This window comes from Mycobacterium sp. 852013-50091_SCH5140682 (genome assembly GCF_001665685.1).
Taxonomy (GTDB): domain Bacteria; phylum Actinomycetota; class Actinomycetes; order Mycobacteriales; family Mycobacteriaceae; genus Mycobacterium.
In genome coordinates this window covers 1-17,064 of record NZ_LZTB01000136.1, presented here as the reverse complement: position 1 = coordinate 17,064, position 17,064 = coordinate 1, and the positions used below count along the sequence as shown (strand labels likewise).

General features: G+C 66.0%; 16 protein-coding genes. 9 read left to right on the top strand and 7 right to left on the bottom strand.

The features are described 5' to 3' along the window. Window positions 1-13: 13 nt before the first annotated feature. From A5784_RS35830 to A5784_RS35815, 4 genes are all read right to left on the bottom strand, one after another. Complete coding sequence (locus A5784_RS35830) at window positions 14-1,744, bottom strand: L-aspartate oxidase (protein WP_064949605.1); 1,731 nt, start codon at window positions 1,742-1,744, stop codon at window positions 14-16. Window positions 1,745-1,833: 89 nt separating this feature from the next. Beyond that, complete coding sequence (locus A5784_RS35825) at window positions 1,834-4,767, bottom strand: MMPL family transporter (protein ID WP_082945286.1); 2,934 nt, start codon at window positions 4,765-4,767, stop codon at window positions 1,834-1,836. Then, window positions 4,764-5,201 carry an MmpS family transport accessory protein gene (locus A5784_RS35820; RefSeq protein WP_082945289.1) on the bottom strand — a complete coding sequence of 146 codons (438 nt, stop codon included), beginning with the start codon at window positions 5,199-5,201 and terminating at the stop codon, window positions 4,764-4,766. Before A5784_RS35820 ends, A5784_RS35825 begins: the two co-directional genes overlap by 4 nt. A gap of 205 nt (window positions 5,202-5,406) precedes the next feature. Next, window positions 5,407-6,006 (bottom strand): sigma-70 family RNA polymerase sigma factor, encoded by a 600-nt coding sequence (locus A5784_RS35815; protein ID WP_082945285.1) that lies wholly within the window; start codon window positions 6,004-6,006, stop codon window positions 5,407-5,409. A gap of 273 nt (window positions 6,007-6,279) precedes the next feature. Here A5784_RS35815 and A5784_RS35810 point away from each other — a divergent pair, with 273 nt between their 5' ends. The 6 genes from A5784_RS35810 (at window position 6,280) to crp (ending at window position 11,804) form a co-directional block, all read left to right on the top strand. Beyond that, on the top strand, window positions 6,280-7,695 hold the full coding sequence (locus tag A5784_RS35810) for an NCS2 family permease (protein WP_064949603.1): 1,416 nt from the start codon (window positions 6,280-6,282) through the stop codon (window positions 7,693-7,695). A gap of 62 nt (window positions 7,696-7,757) precedes the next feature. Further along, window positions 7,758-8,717 (top strand): DUF808 domain-containing protein, encoded by a 960-nt coding sequence (locus A5784_RS35805; protein WP_064949602.1) that lies wholly within the window; start codon window positions 7,758-7,760, stop codon window positions 8,715-8,717. Between the two features lie 102 nt (window positions 8,718-8,819). Beyond that, window positions 8,820-9,074: a hypothetical protein gene (locus tag A5784_RS35800; RefSeq protein WP_156750958.1), complete on the top strand. Its 255-nt coding sequence runs from the start codon at window positions 8,820-8,822 to the stop codon at window positions 9,072-9,074. A gap of 78 nt (window positions 9,075-9,152) precedes the next feature. After that, window positions 9,153-10,352, top strand: coding sequence for a sensor histidine kinase (locus A5784_RS35795; RefSeq protein ID WP_064949667.1), 1,200 nt, complete (start codon window positions 9,153-9,155; stop codon window positions 10,350-10,352). Next, on the top strand, window positions 10,349-11,011 hold the full coding sequence (locus A5784_RS35790) for a response regulator transcription factor (RefSeq protein ID WP_064949600.1): 663 nt from the start codon (window positions 10,349-10,351) through the stop codon (window positions 11,009-11,011). The genes A5784_RS35795 and A5784_RS35790 overlap by 4 nt, the downstream gene beginning before the upstream one ends. Before the next feature lie 118 nt (window positions 11,012-11,129). Further along, window positions 11,130-11,804: a cAMP-activated global transcriptional regulator CRP gene (crp, locus tag A5784_RS35785; RefSeq protein ID WP_064949599.1), complete on the top strand. Its 675-nt coding sequence runs from the start codon at window positions 11,130-11,132 to the stop codon at window positions 11,802-11,804. A 6-nt stretch (window positions 11,805-11,810) separates the two neighbouring features. Here the strand turns inward: crp and A5784_RS35780 are convergent, their stop codons facing one another. Continuing rightward, a complete protein-coding gene (locus tag A5784_RS35780; protein WP_064949598.1) occupies window positions 11,811-12,503 on the bottom strand; it encodes a TetR/AcrR family transcriptional regulator in 693 nt (230 codons plus the stop codon). A 101-nt stretch (window positions 12,504-12,604) separates the two neighbouring features. Here A5784_RS35780 and A5784_RS35775 point away from each other — a divergent pair, with 101 nt between their 5' ends. Then, on the top strand, window positions 12,605-13,663 hold the full coding sequence (locus A5784_RS35775; protein ID WP_156750957.1) for an NAD(P)H-dependent amine dehydrogenase family protein: 1,059 nt from the start codon (window positions 12,605-12,607) through the stop codon (window positions 13,661-13,663). Window positions 13,664-13,680: 17 nt separating this feature from the next. After that, window positions 13,681-14,121 (top strand): TIGR03618 family F420-dependent PPOX class oxidoreductase, encoded by a 441-nt coding sequence (locus A5784_RS35770; RefSeq protein WP_064949596.1) that lies wholly within the window; start codon window positions 13,681-13,683, stop codon window positions 14,119-14,121. Window positions 14,122-14,126: 5 nt separating this feature from the next. On the opposite strand, the gene A5784_RS35765 is transcribed toward A5784_RS35770, so the two are convergent. Continuing rightward, window positions 14,127-14,981, bottom strand: a complete 855-nt coding sequence (locus A5784_RS35765; protein WP_064949595.1) for a LysR substrate-binding domain-containing protein — start codon at window positions 14,979-14,981, stop codon at window positions 14,127-14,129. A gap of 122 nt (window positions 14,982-15,103) precedes the next feature. Between A5784_RS35765 and A5784_RS35760 the strand changes: the two genes are divergently transcribed. Continuing rightward, window positions 15,104-16,048, top strand: coding sequence for a bile acid:sodium symporter family protein (locus A5784_RS35760; RefSeq protein ID WP_064949666.1), 945 nt, complete (start codon window positions 15,104-15,106; stop codon window positions 16,046-16,048). Here A5784_RS35760 and A5784_RS35755 read toward each other — a convergent pair. Beyond that, window positions 16,031-16,894, bottom strand: coding sequence for a LysR family transcriptional regulator ArgP (locus A5784_RS35755; RefSeq protein ID WP_064949594.1), 864 nt, complete (start codon window positions 16,892-16,894; stop codon window positions 16,031-16,033). The genes A5784_RS35760 and A5784_RS35755 overlap by 18 nt on opposite strands. Window positions 16,895-17,064 lie beyond the last annotated feature (170 nt).

Genomic DNA, 17,064 nt, shown 5'->3' with positions numbered 1-17,064 from the left:
CGACCTGAACCGGCTATTCGAGCAGTTTGCCGAGCGCGCCCACCGGGCGCATCAGAGCGGAGATGTCCTCGGGAATGTCCGGCACAGCTTCGGCCGCGACCCTGCCCGGTCCGGACCAGACGAGGTTGGCGCGCAACGATTCGTCGGTGTGTGGGTAATCCGAACGGTTGTGGCAGCCGCGGGTCTCGCGCCGTTGCAACGCGGTCTCCAAAGTCGCCCGTGCGGCCAGCAACGCCGAGCGCAGATCGAAAGCTCCTGCCAATTCGGAGAATCCCGCGATATCGGGATGGACGGCAAGCCGCGGCGTGAGGCTTTCGATGTCGTCGATCTCCTCGAGCCCGGCGCGCAGTCCCGCCTCGTCGCGCACCACGCCGGCGTGCTGTGACATGGTGGTGCGCAGAGCACGATGAAGGTAATGCGCGTTCTCCGAGCCTGGCGACGACAACATCCGGGCGATGGCGTCGCGTGCGTTGGACACCGCGGACCGGGAACGTTGCTGTGCGCCAAGGGCAATGGAGTAGCGTGCGGCCGCGCGGGCGGCGATCTTGCCGTACACCAGCAGTTCGATGAGCGGATTTCCACCCAGCATGTCTGCACCGTGCATGCCGGAGGACGCCTCGCCGATCACGTACAGCCCGGCCACGTCGGTGCTGTGGTCGTCGGCACGCACCCAGGCCCCGCCCATCGAATAATGGGCGGCCGGAGCGACTTCGATCGGATCGGTGGTGATGTCGAGCAACTGCGCGTCCAGCAGACTCTGGTAGAGCCGCGGTAGCCGGTCAAGGATGTGGGTTCGCGGCAGATGGGTCAGGTCCAGCCACACGCCGCCGCGCGGCGTCCCACGGCCGGCCCTGATCTCGGTGTCGGCCGCCACGGCCACGCGATTGGACGGCGAAAGTTCCATGCGCTCGGCGTCGTACCGCCGCATGAACCGCTCGCCCAGGGCGTTGCGCAGGATCCCGCCCTCGGCTCTCGCGATGTCCGGAACCACCGTTCCCGAACGTTCCTCGGGTTCGATCAACCCCGTCGGATGGAACTGGACCAGTTCGGCATCTCGGATACGGGCACCCGCTTCATGCGCCAAACGCAAAGAGTCGCCGGTGTTCTCACCGTGCCGCGACGATGTACGGCACCAGATCCGGGCGTGCCCGCCGGTTGCAAGAATGACCGAATCCGAATGGATGGTGTAGCGGGTACCGTCGCACACATCGAATCCGTAGGCCCCGAAGATCACCCCATCCCGCACCAGCAGATTGGTTATGTAGACCGAATCCATCACCGGGACAGCAAGTTCCAGCGACCGGCGCACCAGGGTGCGGTGTAACTCCAGGCCGGTGTGGTCGCCCGCGAACGCCGTCCGGCGGTGACGGTGTGCCCCGAAGAAGCGCTGGGAGATCCGGCCGTCGCGTTCCCGCGCGAACGCCATGCCGTAACGCTCGAGGTCCCGGATCGCCTCGGTCGCCCCTTCGGTGACGATGCCTACTGTGACCGGGTCTGCCAGCAGGCAGCTCTCGGTGAGGGTGTCGGCCGCGTGTCGCTGCCAGCTGTCGTCAGGATCCATGGTGGCCAGCGCCGCGGCGACCCCGCCGCGCGCCAGCGTGGTATGCGCGTCGGCCATCGGTCTCTTGCCCACGACGAGCGCGTCGATGCCGCGCTCGGCCAGTTCGATGGCTGCGCGCAGCGCGGCGCCGCCGGCACCGATCACCAGCACCGACGTGGCAACCTGCTGCTCGACGCAGTCCATCTGCCGCTCCCTGTGGCTGTCGTCACGAGGTCGCGCGACGTCTCGTCAGCCAGAACGCCTGCAGTGCGCCGCGGTCATCCTCGCCGGGACTACACCTGGGCGGGCAGCGACACCGTGTCGTCGTCCTTACCGGGTTCCTGGCGACGCGGCCGGTACTTGCGGAAGTGGTAGTCCCCACGGGGATAGACGACCTGTGGCCACCAGAACCACCGGCCCAGCAGCGTCGCGATCGACGGCATCAGCAGGGACCGCACCACGAGGGTGTCCATCAGCAGGCCGATCGCGATGGTCGACCCCATCTGGGCCAGCACGATCAGCTGGCTGCCCATCATCGCGGCCATGGTCGCGGCGAACACCAGACCCGCCGACGTCACCACACCACCGGTCCCGCCCATGGACCGGATGATGCCGGTCTTGAGGCCCGCGTGGATCTCATCTCTGAACCGCGACACCAACAGCAGGTTGTAGTCCGATCCGACGGCCAGCAGGATGATCACCGACATCAGCATGACCAACCACTGCACCTGGATACCGAAAAGGTCCTGCCACAACAACACTGAGATACCGAACGACGCCGCGATCGAGCTGGCCGCGGTGCCGACGATGGTCAGTGCGGCCACCACGCTTCGCGTCAGGATCAGCATGATCATGAAAATCAGCGTCAGCGCCGACACCACCGCGATCATCAGGTCGTACCGCGCGCCGTCGCTCATGTCCTTGTACGTCGCCGCCACCCCGCCCAGGTAGATCTTGGCGTCGGACAGCGAGGACATCTTCAGGCCCTCCTGCGCGGCGGTCCGCTCCGCGTCGACGCGCGCGATGCCTTCCGTGGTCGCCGGGTCGGTCTGGTGGGTGATGAACATCCGGGCGGACTTGCCGTCCGGCGACAGGAACATCTTCAGACCGCGCTCGAAGTCGGGGTTGGTGAACGCCTCGGGCGGCAGGTAGAACAGATCGTCGTTCTTGGCGTCGTCGAAGCTCTGCCCCATCGCCAGGGCGGTGTTGTTCATCGCCTCCATTTGATCGAGCAAGGCTTTCTGCGAGTTGTACGACGCCAGCGACAGATCCCTGCTGGTCTTCATCGAGGCGATCGTCTGGGGCAGCAGTGCGGTCAATTTCGGTGCCAGGTCCGCCAATTGGTCGGTGTTGACCTGCACCGAGGCCGTCTTGTCCGTCAGTTCGTCGATCGAGTCGAGAGAATCGAATATCGACCTCGTCGCGGCGCACATCGGGATGTCGAAGCAGTGCGGTTCCCAGTAGAAGTAGTTGCGCAGCGGGCGGAACTGATCGTCGAAATTGGCGATGTTGTCGCGCATCTTCTCGGTGACGGCGAGCAGTTCTTGCGATTTGGCCGCCGAGTCCTGCGTGAGCTTGGTCTGCTCGAGGGACAGCTGGTACTGCTTCTCAAGGATGGAGATCGAGACATTGGTTGCATCGATCATCTTGAGCTGGTCGTCCAACTGTGCCCGCTGGAACGGCAGGTTCAGGTTGCTCGTCTGCCCCTGAATACTGGTCTGGAATGGAATCGAGCTGTGCTGGATCGGAATTCCCAGCGGCCGGGTGATGCTCTGGACCATCGCGATGCCCTGCGTGCGCAGCACGTTCTTGGCCACCCGGTCGAGCACCAGCATGTCGGCCGGGTTGCGCATATCGTGGTTGGCCTCGACCATCAGGATGTCGGGATTCATGCGGGCCTGCGTGAAATGCCGGTCCGCTGCGGCGAATCCGACGTTCACGGGAGCATCGGTGGGCAGGTACCAGCGGTCGTTGTAGGCAGGTTTGTAGCCGGGTACGGCGACCAGACCGATCATCACCACAAACGCGCTGGCCACCAGAATCGGTGCCGGCCAACGGACTACCGCAGTGCCGACCTTGCGCCAGAACCGGCCCTTGTCGGGCTTCTTGGCTTCGTACAGCCCGACCAGGGTGCCCAGGAACAGCACCGCAGGCCCCATGGTCACCGCCGATGCGACCACCACGACCATGCCGATCGCGACGGGCTCACCCATGGTGGAGAAGTAGGGCAGCCGGGCGAAGCTCAGGCAGTACGTCGCACCGGCGATCGTCAGGCCGGAGCCGATGATGACCGGCGCGACGGACTTGAACGTGGTGTAGTACGCGTCTTCGCGCTCCTCGCCCGAGCCGCGCGCCTCGCGGTAGCGGCCGAACAGGAAGATGCCATAGTCGGTCGCCGCCGCGATCGCGAGCATCGTGAGGATGTTTCCGGCGAACGTCGTCAGGCCGAACACATCGTGCGTGGCAAGGACCGACACCACGCCGCGCGAACTCAGCAAGCCGATCGCGGTCAACAGCAACTGCACCAACGTGGTGCGGATCGACCGGTAGACGATGAGCAGCATCACCGCGATGGCCACCAGCGTGAACAGGGTGATCTGGGCGAGGCTGGCATTGCCGATGACGTGCAGATCGTCGGTCAGGGCCGCCGGCCCTGCCACGTAGGCCTGCACGCCCGGCGGGGCCTGGGTGTTCTTGATGACCTCGCGAACCTTGTTGACGCCCTCGTTGGCCAGAGTCTGGCCCTGCTCACCGGCGAGGTTCAGCATCACGTAAGAGGCTTTGCCGTCGGCACTCTGCGCGCCCGCGGCCGTCAGTGTGTCGCCCCAGAAGTCCTGGATGTGCTGGATGTGTTCGGGATCCTCGCGCAGCTTACGGATGATCTCGTCGTAGTACCGGTGTGCGTCAGGCCCGAGCGGCTTGTCGCCCTCCACGACCACCATCACCGTGCTGTTGGAGTTGAACTCCTGGAAGTTCGCGCCCATGCGCTTCATCGCGATCATCGACGGCGCATCGGCCGGCGCCATCGGCGCCGAGTGCTCCTCGCCGACGACCTCCAGCTGCGGTGCGATTACATTGACCACGACCGCGAACGCGATCCAGAACAGAATGATGGGCAGGGCCAGGATGCGCATGGCGTGCGCGAAATAGGGCCGGTGGCCGCGGCCGTTCTTGACGGGCGCCGGTTGGTCGGGCTCGGCGGGCTGATCGGGCACGGTATGTGTCATGCGGATTTCACCAAGCAGTAGGTCTGGGCATTGACGCCATCGGCGGCTTGCTCTTCGCGAACGGTCCCGTTCACCGTGACGCGACAGCCGATTTGATCGCTGTCACTGCGGGCCATGAGGTTGGCGCTGACCGTCGGAAGCGTCGTCGACAGCGTGACCGACCACGGCAGCGTCGTGTTCACCTCATGGATGTTGGCGTCCGGGTCGAAATAGCTGATCTGCGCGGTGGCCCCCGGCGGGCCATACACGTCGTACACCAGCACTTTCGGATTGAACTGCACGATCTCGATGCCGGCACCTGCATTCGCATTGAGATCTTCGGAGCCGAACATCCGGTGCAATCGGGACACCGCCAGACCCGAGATCGCCAACACGACGATCAAGACCAGTGGTATCCACAGCACTTTGAACGCTCGCCCGATGCGACTCGCCACCACCCATACCTCCCGACATCATCCGAACTGTGCGAACGCTCAGCGAATTAGTTCGAATAACTATGTACAGCGGGAAGGAACCTTACACCCAAGCGGGCCTCTCCGCTCCACCACGCCGTGCCTCAATCAGCTGACAACACGGCCAGGCGCGTCAGGCTTCCCGATTCACCGGGGCAATCTTCGCCGCGACCGGACGGCGAGGCAGTTAGGCTGCCGCCCCTGAGGACCCATCGCGGCCGACATAGCCACGGGCAACGGCGATCTCGGCGAGCAGGCCGCGCAACTCACGCCTGCCACGGTGCAGCCTGGACATCACGGTGCCCACCGGAATCTGCAGGATCTCGGCGATCTCCTTGTACCGGAAGCCCACAACGTCGGCGTAGTAGAGGATTATCCGCTGAAACTCGGGCAGCGACTGCACGGCGTGGCAGACTTCGTCGTCGCCGAGAGCCTCGAGCGCGGCGAGTTCCGCCGAGGCCAACTCGACCGTCGAACGTGCTGCCACCGCAGCCAACTGCGCGTCAGTGACGGTGTCGGCCAGCACCTCGTCCGGCCTGCGCTGGGCAGCGCGATACGAGTTGATCCAGGTGTTGGTGAGGATCCGGAACAGCCACGCCCTGATGTTGGTGCCGTCTTCGAACGTGTGAAAACTGGCGTAGGCCTTGAGCATTGTCTCCTGCACCAGGTCCTCGGCATCCGCGGCGCTGCGCGCGTACTTGCGCGCGACCCCGTAGAGCTGGTCCAACAGGGGTAACGCATCGCGCTCGAATCGCGCACTCATAGGGACTGGCTTGGTGACTGGCATGGCCCCGCTCCTGCCGTTTGTCGTCGATCCGGTCCTGGCCACTTCGTAACCCGAAGCTATCCCGCGCCGGAGCCCGCTCCCAGGGGGTTTACCCCCGGGTTCATGCTGGTTTTCCGACGCGGCCGCGAGTGTTACGGGCGGCCGTCCGACTGTCATAACCGCAGCATGGCACCTGAAGTCGACTTGAGGTCAAGGCGTTCGTGGCGCGGCACGGGCAGGGTAGTCGGAGTGATGCTGAGCGAGCGGCCGCCGCGGACTTTAGGGTCATCAGCTATGAACCGCCTCGATCGCTTCTTCGAAATCTCGGCGCGTGGCTCCAGTGTCTCCGCCGAGATACGCGGTGGCGTCGTCACGTTCATCGCGATGGCCTACATCATCGTGCTGAACCCCGTCATCCTGTCGAGCGCTCCAGACGTGGCAGGCAACAAGCTGGCGTTCGCGCAAGTGTCGGCGACGACGTCACTGGCCGCCGGCGTGATGACGATCCTCTTCGGTGTCATCGCGCGGATGCCCTTCGCGTTCGCGGCAGGTCTCGGTATCAACTCGTTTCTCGCTACCACCGTCGTCGGGTCGGTGACCTGGCCGGAGGCGATGGGGCTGGTCGTCATCAACGGCCTGGTGATCGTGCTGTTGGCGGCCAGCGGATTGCGGCGGCTGGTGTTCGACGCCGTGCCGATCCAGCTGAAGCTCGCCATCACCGCGGGCATCGGGTTGTTCATCCTGTTCATCGGCCTCGTCGACGCCGGATTCGTGGGTTCCACCGGGCACCCGTCACCCCCGGTGGGTCTGGGTAGCGGCGGCACCGGCTCGATCAACACCGTGCCCACCGTGGTGTTTGTGGTCACCCTGCTGATCACCGGTGTTCTGGTGGCCCGGCGGGTACGCGGCGGCATCCTGATCGGGCTGGCTGCGGGCACCGTGATCGCGATCATCGTCGAGGCGATCTGGCACCTCGGGTCGGCGACCGAGCATCCCGGCGGGTGGGGACTGTCGGTGCCGTCGCTGTCCGGCTCTCCGTTCGCGCTGCCCGACATGTCGCTGGTCGGCGCCTTCAGCCTCGGCAGCTTCAGCCGGATCGGCGCGCTGGCCGCCATCATGCTGGTGTTCACGCTGGTGTTCGCCAACTTCTTCGACGCCATGGGCACCATGACCGGGCTGTCCCGAGAGGCCGGGCTGGCCGATGCCCAGGGCACCTTTCCGCGGTTGCGGTCCGCGCTGATCGTCGAGGGCGCAGGCGCCGTCGTCGGCGGTGCAACGTCCGCCTCGTCGAACACCGTGTTCATCGAATCGGGCGCGGGTATCGAGGAGGGAGCCCGCACCGGGCTGGCGAACCTCGTTACCGGCGCCCTGTTCCTCGCGGCCATGTTCGTCTCGCCGCTGGCCTCGATCGTGCCCACGGAGGTCGCCGCCGCCGCGCTGGTGATCGTCGGCGCGATGATGGTGTCGCACCTGCGTCACATCGACATCTCCGAGTTCTCGATCGCGCTGCCGGTCGTGCTCACGGTGGCAACCATGGCGTTCAGCTACTCGATCGCCAACGGCATCGGCGTCGGCTTCGTCGCGTGGGCCGTATTGCGGTCGGCCGCAGGCAAGGCCCGGGAGATCAGCCCGCTGCTGTGGATCGTCGCAGCCGGCTTCATCCTGTACTTCGCTCGCGGCTGGATCGAGTCGCTCATCGGCATGCACTGACAGGTAACGTTCAGGGTCATGGAGAATTTGCCGATGAGCCGCTTGCGCGAAGAGAAGGAACCATGAGCGCCGGCCTGTTCGGTTTGCTCGACGACGTCGCGGCGTTGGCACGTCTCGCCGCGGCCTCGATTGACGACATCGGCGCTGCCACGGGGAAAGCCACCGCGAAGGCCGCCGGGGTGGTGATCGACGACACCGCAGTGACGCCTCAGTACGTCCACGGCATCACCGCCGATCGTGAGCTTCCGGTCATCAAGCGCATCGCGATCGGGTCGCTGCGCAACAAGATCGTGTTCATCCTGCCGGTGGCCTTGCTGCTCAGCCAGTTCGCGCCGTGGTTGCTGACCCCGATCCTGATGCTGGGCGCGACGTACCTCTGCTTCGAAGGGGCCGAAAAGGTCTGGGGCTACGTCGCCAAGCACGGGGCCGGTGGTCATCACGACGCGCCGGCCGGCGCGGTCGGCGGGGACGCCGAGCGCTACATGGTGACCGGCGCGATCCGCACCGACTTCATCCTGTCGGCCGAGATCATGGTCATCGCCCTCAATGAGGTTGCCCACCAACCGTTCTTCCCCCGGTTGATCATCTTGGTCATCGTCGCCCTGGTGATCACCGCCGCGGTGTACGGCGTGGTGGCAGGCATCGTGAAGATGGACGACATCGGACTGGCGCTGACACAACGCAATTCGCGGTTCGCCAAGTGGATCGGCCGCGGCCTTGTCGCCGGGATGCCCAAGCTGCTCAGCGCCCTGTCGGCCATCGGCACGGTCGCGATGCTGTGGGTCGGCGGTCACATCCTGCTCGCAGGGACCAATACCCTTGGCTGGCATGGCCCGTACGGCTTGGTGCACCACGCCGAGGAATACGTGCGTCACGCACTGGCGAATGCGGCGGGGCTGGGTGGCGTCGCGGCATGGCTGGTCAACACCGCCGCATCGGCCGTCATCGGTTTGGTGGTCGGCGCCGTCGTCGTCGCGATCATGCACGTGCTGCCATTCGGCAAGAAGGACAAGCACTCCTGAGCCTGGTGCTGCGGTCGGTTGCCGATCTCCTACTGCGGTAGCACATCAAGATCGGACGGCAGCGCGATGTGGAAGACCCCCTCGGCTCCCTAGCGTCAAACCATGACGCAAGCACAACGTTCACCAGCCCACCAGATGGCGCTCGTCGCACGTGCATTGCCGCGCGCCGTCCCCATCGCCATACCCGCCACCCAACCCCGCCCGATCACCGACAGATCGCGCCGGATCATGGCGGCCGTGCGCGCCTGGTTGCTCGCCCCCGCGGTGAAACCGAGGCCGCAGCACGACTACCACCGACCGCACCGACTGGACTTCATCGAGGACGCCGCGATGGGCCGCGAGATGTTGCGGCTGTAGATCTACGACCGTGGTAGGACACATCCATACCCCCGCGGCATGATGCGAACCGGCGACCGGGGCTTCTACGATCGGAACATGCTGAGTGCGATGGCGCGCTCCGTGCGCGAGCAGATGCGCAGGCAGGGCGAGTCGATCCCGGTCGGCCACAACTGGGCGTCGGTCATAGCGGTCGACGCCACCGTGGTGGGCGCCGCAGTGATCGCCGCCGTGCAGCGGCCCACGGCCGACCTTGCGGTGTCCATGCTCGCACTCGTCCTGGCAGTCGCCCCGTTTATGCAGGTCTACGCGACCGGTGCCAAGTTCAAGGCGCCGATGGTGTGGGTGGGCTGGACGGCCGCCACCGCGTTGCTGCTCTTTGCGACGTCCACTCCGGTCGCCAACGATTTCGCCCCCCTGCTGGTGGTGTTGATGGTGGGCGAAGTGACGTCATTGACCGGGATTGCGGGCGGGTGTCTTTCCTCGTTGTCCGCCGCCGCCGTGCTGTTGACCGCGGCGGCGCTGCACCGGCTCGACAATCTTCCGCTCTATCTCGGCATCCTCGGAATGGGTTGGCTGGTGGGCTATCTCATGCGCGTGCAGACCGTGTTGATGGAGCAGCAGCAGCACGCCCAAGCGGCGTTGGCCGCCCATGCCGCAGCCGACGAGCGGCGCCGGATCGCCCGCGAAGTGCATGACGTCATCGCCCACTCGCTGAGTGTGACGCTGCTGCACATCACAGGTGCGCGCCGCGGGTTGCAGCAGGACCGCGACATCGATGACGCCGTCGACGCGCTCGAGCAGGCCGAACATCTGGGCCGCCAGGCGATGGCCGACATCCGCCGGACGGTCGGGCTCCTCGACGGCGCACCGATGGGCACCACGCCCGAGCCGGGCATCGACGACATCGCCGGGCTGATCGATGACTTCGTCCGCGCAGGCCTCACCGTGCAGTTCATTGCCCGCGGACGCACGACGCAGGTCTCCCCCGCTGTCGGCCTGGCCCTGTACCGCATCACGCAGGAGTCGCTGGCCAATATCGCCAAGCACGCTCCTGAGGCGAAATCTTCTGTGACGCTGGCAATCTCACGCACCTCGGTAACACTTGACGTGTTGAACCAACTGCCGGTCGCGGTGGCGGCCGGATGTTCAGAAGGTCGTGGTGTGCGCGGGATGCGACAGCGCGTCGGGCAGCTCGGCGGCATCATCAGCGTCGGCCCGACATCCGACGGTTGGGCGGTCCGTACCAACATTCCGCTCGGCACCACCGAGTCGTCCTGTCCGTTGGCGCCATCATGACCGATCCGGCACCTGAGATCGCGGTCCTGCTCGTCGATGATCAGGACCTGGTCCGCTCCGGGCTCCGCCGGATCCTGCGCCGCAAGGACGGGTTCACCATCGTCGCCGAATGCGCTGACGGTGACGAGGTGCCCGCCGCCGTCGGCAGGCAGCGCCCCGATGTCGTCGTGATGGATCTCCGGATGAAACGCGTCGACGGCATCGAAGCCACCCGCCTGCTCACTGCGCAGTCCGGACCGCCCGTACTGGCCCTGACCACCTTCAACGACGACGAGCTGCTGTCGGGCGTGCTGCGGGCCGGCGCCGCAGGGTTTGTCCTCAAGGACTCCTCCGCCGAAGAACTGATTCGGGCCGTCCGGGCGGTCGCCCAGGGGCACAGCTACCTCGACCCGGCCGTCACGTCCAGGGTTCTCAGCACCTACCGCAAAGTCGCCACCGCACCGCGCGCCACCGCGATCAATGACCTCACGGCACGCGAACTCGATGTCCTGACGCTCATCGCCAGGGGCCGATCGAACTCCGAGATCGCCGATGAACTAAGCATTTCCGGCCTCACTGTCAAGAGCCACATTGGCCGAATCTTCGTCAAGCTGAACCTGCGTGACCGGGCCGCGGCGATCATCCACGCGTACGACACCGGGATCGTCGCCCCCCAGTGACCCAAGGGCCGGGAAACCGGTCAGCTAAAGTGGTATCCGTCACGTTGGGAAATCCCCGCCCTCGGTAGGGTAAGAAATTGACGGTGACGCCTGAGGCGATTATTTGAAGGGGGGCGGCATGGACGAGGTCCTGGCCCGTGCCGGTATCTTCCAGGGCCTGCAGCCCAAGGCCATCGAGACACTCGCACGTCAGCTCGAACCGGTGACCTTCCCGCGCGGGCGCTCGGTGTTCGTCGAAGGCGAACCGGGCGACACGCTCTACATCATCATCTCCGGCAAGGTGAAGATCGGGCGCCGGACCACCGACGGCCGGGAAAGCTTGATCACGCTGATGGGTCCGTCGGACATGTTCGGCGAGCTCGCCATCTTCGATCCGGGCCCGCGGACCTCCACCGTCACCACCCTTACGGACGTGTCGGCCGTGTCGATGAGCCGCGCGGCACTCCAGTCGTGGATCGCCGAAGAGCCCGAGATCGCCGAACAGCTGCTGCGCGTGCTGGCCCGCCGGTTGCGTCGCACCAACGACAACCTGTCCGACCTGATCTTCACCGACGTCCCGGGGCGGGTCGCCAAGCAGCTGCTCTACCTTGCGCAGCGCTTCGGCAGCCGCGAAGGCAACGCGCTGCGGGTCAATCACGAGCTGACGCAGGAGGAAATCGCCCAGCTGGTCGGCTCGTCGCGCGAGACGGTCAACAAGGCGCTCGCCGATTTCGCTCAGCGGGGCTGGATTCGCGTGCAGGGCAAGAGCATTCTGATCGACAACGCCGAGCGGTTGGCACTGCGCGCCAAGTAGTCCGCGTCAGTCGTCGAGGGCATGTTCGAGGCCCGCGATGATCACCCCGAGGTTGAATTCGAAGTCGCCATCGTCGGCTGCGGCTGCCGCCCGTCGGGCGTTCACGGCGCCGAGAAGCGGAAAGTCCTCGGCCGGTAGCTCTTTGAGCACCCTGGCGACCTCCGGGTTCTGGTGATGACGCCGCGAGTCCGCGGATCCGAGTACGTCGTGGGCTGCCGAAAGGGCGATGCCGGACACCAGCGTGAGGATTCGTCCCGCATCGTCGACGCCGAAGCCGGCGCCGGTCAGCGACCGCAGCACACGCTCGGCGAGCCCGAGACTCGCTGCCCCACCAATACCGCTGAGCCGGAAGCTCATTCCGGTTGCGCCGAGTTTGAGGACGCCCTGCCGGATCGCGTTGGCATAGGCGCGCAACGTCTCTCGCCAATCGACATCATCGGGTAGTTCAATCGCCCGGATCTCGGTCTCGAACAGGTCGGCGACGACGAGTTCCAGCAGCCCGTCACGGTCGCCTACGTAGTAGTGCAGAGCCGTGCGGTCCACGCCGAGCGCATCGGCGACGGCTTGCATGGTGAGGTCCTCGGGAGCGATACCGCGTGCCGCAGCGACGATCTGCTCGTGATCGATTCGACGCGGCCGCCCGCGGCGCCGCCGGGTGTCGTCGGCGCCGCCGGTACGGGCGCCTGCGCGGGCGGTCATGGCGGCAACAGTAGCGGCTCCGACCGCCGCGTACCCAGCTCTTCCCTTTTTCTCACGGCCGTGGAAAACTTCCGCTGAAGCCGACGGAAGGGGCCGACGAGGTGTCAGGTAGCTATCGGGTGGTCCAGTGGACGACGGGCAATGTCGGCAAGAGCTCGGTGGCCGCCATCGCCCGGAACCCCATGCTCGAACTCGTCGGCTGCTACGCGTGGTCGCCCGACAAGGCGGGCCGCGACGTCGGCGAACTCTGCGGGATCGAGCCGCTCGGTGTCAGCGCGACCAACGACATCGATGCCCTACTCGCGCTGAAACCCGATGTGGTGGTCTACAACCCGATGTGGATCGACGTCGACGAGCTGGTGCGCATCCTCGAGTCCGGCATCAACGTCGTCGCCACCGCGTCGTTCATCACCGGGCACAACCAGGGCGACGGACGGGAGCGCATTGCCGACGCCTGCCGGCGCGGAGGCGCGACGATGTTCGGATCCGGCATCAGCCCGGGCTACGTCAACCAGCTGTCGGTGGTGGCCGCGGGCATCTGCGACCGGGTGGACAAGATCACCGTCAACGAAGCGGCCGACACGACGTTCTACGACTCCCCCGCCACAGAGAAACCGGTCGGTTTCGGCCGGCCCATCGACCAACCCGACCTACAGGCCATGACCGCACACGGCACCGGCGTATTCGGTGAGGCCGTGCGCATGGTCGCCGACGCCCTCGGCATCGAGCTCGACGAAGTCCGATGCGATGCCGAGTACGCCCAGACCACCGAGGATCTCGATCTCGGCTCATGGACCATTCCGGCGGGGTGTGTGGCGGGGGTATATGCCAGCTGGAAAGGGATCGTTGGGGATGCGACACGCGTCGAGATCAACGTACGGTGGCGCAAAGGCCAAACGCTGCAACCGGATTGGCAGATCGATCAAGACGGCTGGGTAATCGAGGTGGCCGGACGTCCGACGGTCACCATGAAGGTCGGCTTCCTGCCACCACCCGACTTCGAGGCCACCACGCTAGAGGAGTTCATGGTGCTCGGCCACATCATGACCGCCACACCACCGCTCAACGCGATCCCGGCTGTCGTGTCGGCAGCGCCGGGTATCGTCACGTACAACGACCTGCCGCTCATCTTGCCGCGAGGTGTGGTGCCGGCGGGCTGAGACGAGGAGGAGCCGGCATGCCGACATTGGAAGAGGCCGCCGCTCTGGCCCACGACGACCACGGCCTGGCCGTGGTGTCCACGCTGCGCGCCGACGCGACCATCCAGTCCACGCTGGTCAATGCCGGCGTGTTGGCGCACCCCGCGACGTCGGTGCCGGTCCTCGGGTTCGTCACGTACGGACGGGTCAAACTCGCGAATCTACGTGCCAGGCCGCAGATTTCGGTTACGTTCCGCAATGGGTGGCAATGGGCCACCGTCGAGGGACGCGCCGAGCTGGCAGGTCCCGACGATCCTCAGCCCTGGCTGGACCGGGAACGGCTCCGCGTGTTGCTGCGCGAGATCTTCACCGCCGCCGGCGGCACGCACGACGATTGGGACACCTACGACCGGGTGATGGCCGAACAGGGTCGCGCCGCCGTACTCATCGCGCCCACAAGGGTCTACAGCAATGGCTGACGTCCTCACCGGTGCATGCGGTTCGCGCCGTCGACGATCGCGTCGTACAGCGCCCGCTCCGGCTCCGACGGCTCGGTACGTCTACGCAGCAACACGAATTCGAGTTCACCGAGATCCGGCAATCGACCGTCGTCGACCGGGAAAAGTCCTGCCGGCAACAGGGTTTCGGCATGCGGCACGATACCGAGCCCGGCCAGTGCCGCAGCCTGCAGGCCCAGTTGACTGTCGCTGACGCAGGCGATCCGCCACGCGCGGTGCTCACGTTCCAGCGCCCGCAGTGCGACCCGACGCGTCAGGCTCGGCGTCGGATAGGTCACCACGGGAACCGGATCGGCGATATCGCTCAGGCCGGGCCGTCCCGCCCACACCAACCGGTCGCGCCACAACAGGTGGCCGTGCCGGTCACCGGGCAGCCGCTTGGCCACCATCATGTCCAGTTCACCTGCGGCCATGCGCATTTTGAGGTTCTCACTCAGACCCACCACCAGCTCGAGATCCACGCCCGGATACGACCGCTGGAATTCGACCAGCACGTCGGGCAATTCGCGCGCCACCAGGTCATCGGACGCGCCGAGCCGGATGAAGCCGGTGAGCCGGGATTCCGAGAAATACCGGTCGGCCTGAGCCTGCGCGTCCAGGATGTGACGGGCGAAACCGACCATGGCGGCGCCGTCGGCGGTCAATGCCAGGTTGCGGGTGTCCCGACGGATCAATTCCCGGCCGACGGCCTGTTCCAATCGCGCGATGTGGCCGCTGACCGTCGATTGCCGTAGTCCGAGCACGCGTCCGGCTGCCGTGAAACCGCCCGCCCGCTCGACTGCGAGGAACGTCCGCAGCAACTCCGGGTCGAACACCTTCATCACGATACCCGTTTAGATATATCGACTCCATCGACTTCTGCTATGAGTGCCGGTCGCCGTACGGTGAACCGGTGCTCGCCAACCTCCGCATCGATGGGTTCCTGCTCGGTCTGGTCGCTTCGATGGCCATCGGTCTGCTGGTACCTGCGCGTGGCGACGCCGCGAACCTCCTGGAGTCGGCGACGAAGGTGGCCATCGCCGTGCTGTTCTTCTTATATGGCACCCGCCTGGAACCCCGGGAGGCACTCGAGGGGCTGAAGCACTGGCGCCTGCACACCACCGTCCTGGCCGCGACCTATGTGCTGTTCCCGCTGTTGGGCCTGGCGATGCGCGTGCTGGTCCCGTCAGTACTGACCGATGAGCTCTACATCGGCATGCTCTACCTGTGCCTGCTGCCGTCCACGGTGCAGTCCTCGATCGCCTTCACCTCCATCGCCCGCGGCAATGTCGCGGCGGCCGTCGTCAGCGCGTCGACGTCGAACATGCTGGGAATCTTCATCACTCCGCTGCTGGTGACGCTGCTCATGCAAACCACCGGCGGGGCGACCGTCTCGGCAACCTCCATCCTGGAGATCGTGTTGCAGCTGCTGGTGCCGTTCGTCGCCGGGCAGGTGCTCCGGTCGAAATTGCACCGGCTGCTGTCGCACACAACACTCACCAAGGTCGTCGACCGCGGCTCGGTGTATCTGGTGGTGTACGCGGCGTTCAGTGCCGGTATGGCCGAGCACATCTGGACCGGGATGAAAGTCTCCAGCATCCTGGCCGTCATCGCCGTCAGCGTGGTGCTGCTGGCCGTGGTGTTGGGCATCACCGCGGGCGTGGCACGGCTGCTGCACTTCGGCCGTGCCGATCGGATCGTGGTGATCTTCTGCGGCTCGAAGAAGAGCCTGGCGACCGGCCTGCCGATGGCCACCGTACTGTTCGCCGGTCATCCCGTCGGGCTGATCGTCTTGCCGCTGATGATCTTTCACCAAATTCAGCTCATCACCTGCGCCGCCTTGGCCGGACGGTGGGGCCGGGCGGCAGCGGATCACCCAACGGCGCCGCCACTACCGGCGCGCGCGTAGGCCCGCCGCGGCCGAGCGGATGACATCGGTGACAGTCGAGACCATCTCGCTGTCCAATTTCCAGCACTGCCAGTACAACGGGACGTCGAGATGCTGCGGGGCGATCGGGATCCAGGACTCCTCGACGAGCTCCTCGGGGAACATGCCCCAGCCCAGTCCGGCCCGCAGGGCTGCGGCGAAACCCTCTGCGGTCGGCACGAATTGCGTCGGGCGGGCGATGTCCTTCCGGAACACCTTGCGTACCAAGCTGTCCTGCAACGCGTCAGCGCGATTCCACGCAAGTGACGGCGCCTGCGTGGCGGCTGCCGCGGTGAACCCGTGCGGCAAATATCGCTCGGCGAACTCGACGGTGGCCACGGGCACGTACCGCATGGCGCCCAGGGGGTAGACGCGGCAGCCCGGCACGGGCCTGCGCTCGGTGGTCACCGCGCCCATCACGACGCCCTCGCGCAACAGCTGCGCCGAGTGGTCCTGGTCCTCGATGCGGATGTCGAACAGCACACCGGGCAGCCGTGTCAGCACCGTGGTGAACCAGGTCGCCATCGAATCGGCGTTGACGGCCAGTGCAATCCGGGTCCAGGGGGCCGCATCGCCACCCATCTCAGCCAGCGCTTCAGACTCCAGCAGTGCGGTCTGCGCCGCAAGTCTCAGCAGCGGAACCCCGGCCGGGGTTGCCACACACGGCTTTTCGCGGACGACGAGGACCTGGCCCACCCGTTGCTCCAGGGCCTTGATGCGTTGACTCACCGCCGACGGCGTGACGTGCAGCCGCGCCGCGGCCGCGTCGAAACTGCCCGACTCGATCACGGCGGCCAGCGCGGCAAGCTGCTGGCCGTCGATACGCATGCTCGAAGCTAACCACCAGTTCTCCTGGCGAGCAGACGCTGCGGTACGCGACACGCCGGGTTTGCGGTACCGCCGTGACTGCTCGCCGGGGAGACTCAGCGGTATTTGGCGACGTAATCGGTCATGGTGGCCAACTGGTAGCGCGACACCTCATGGGCGGTCTCGTCCTC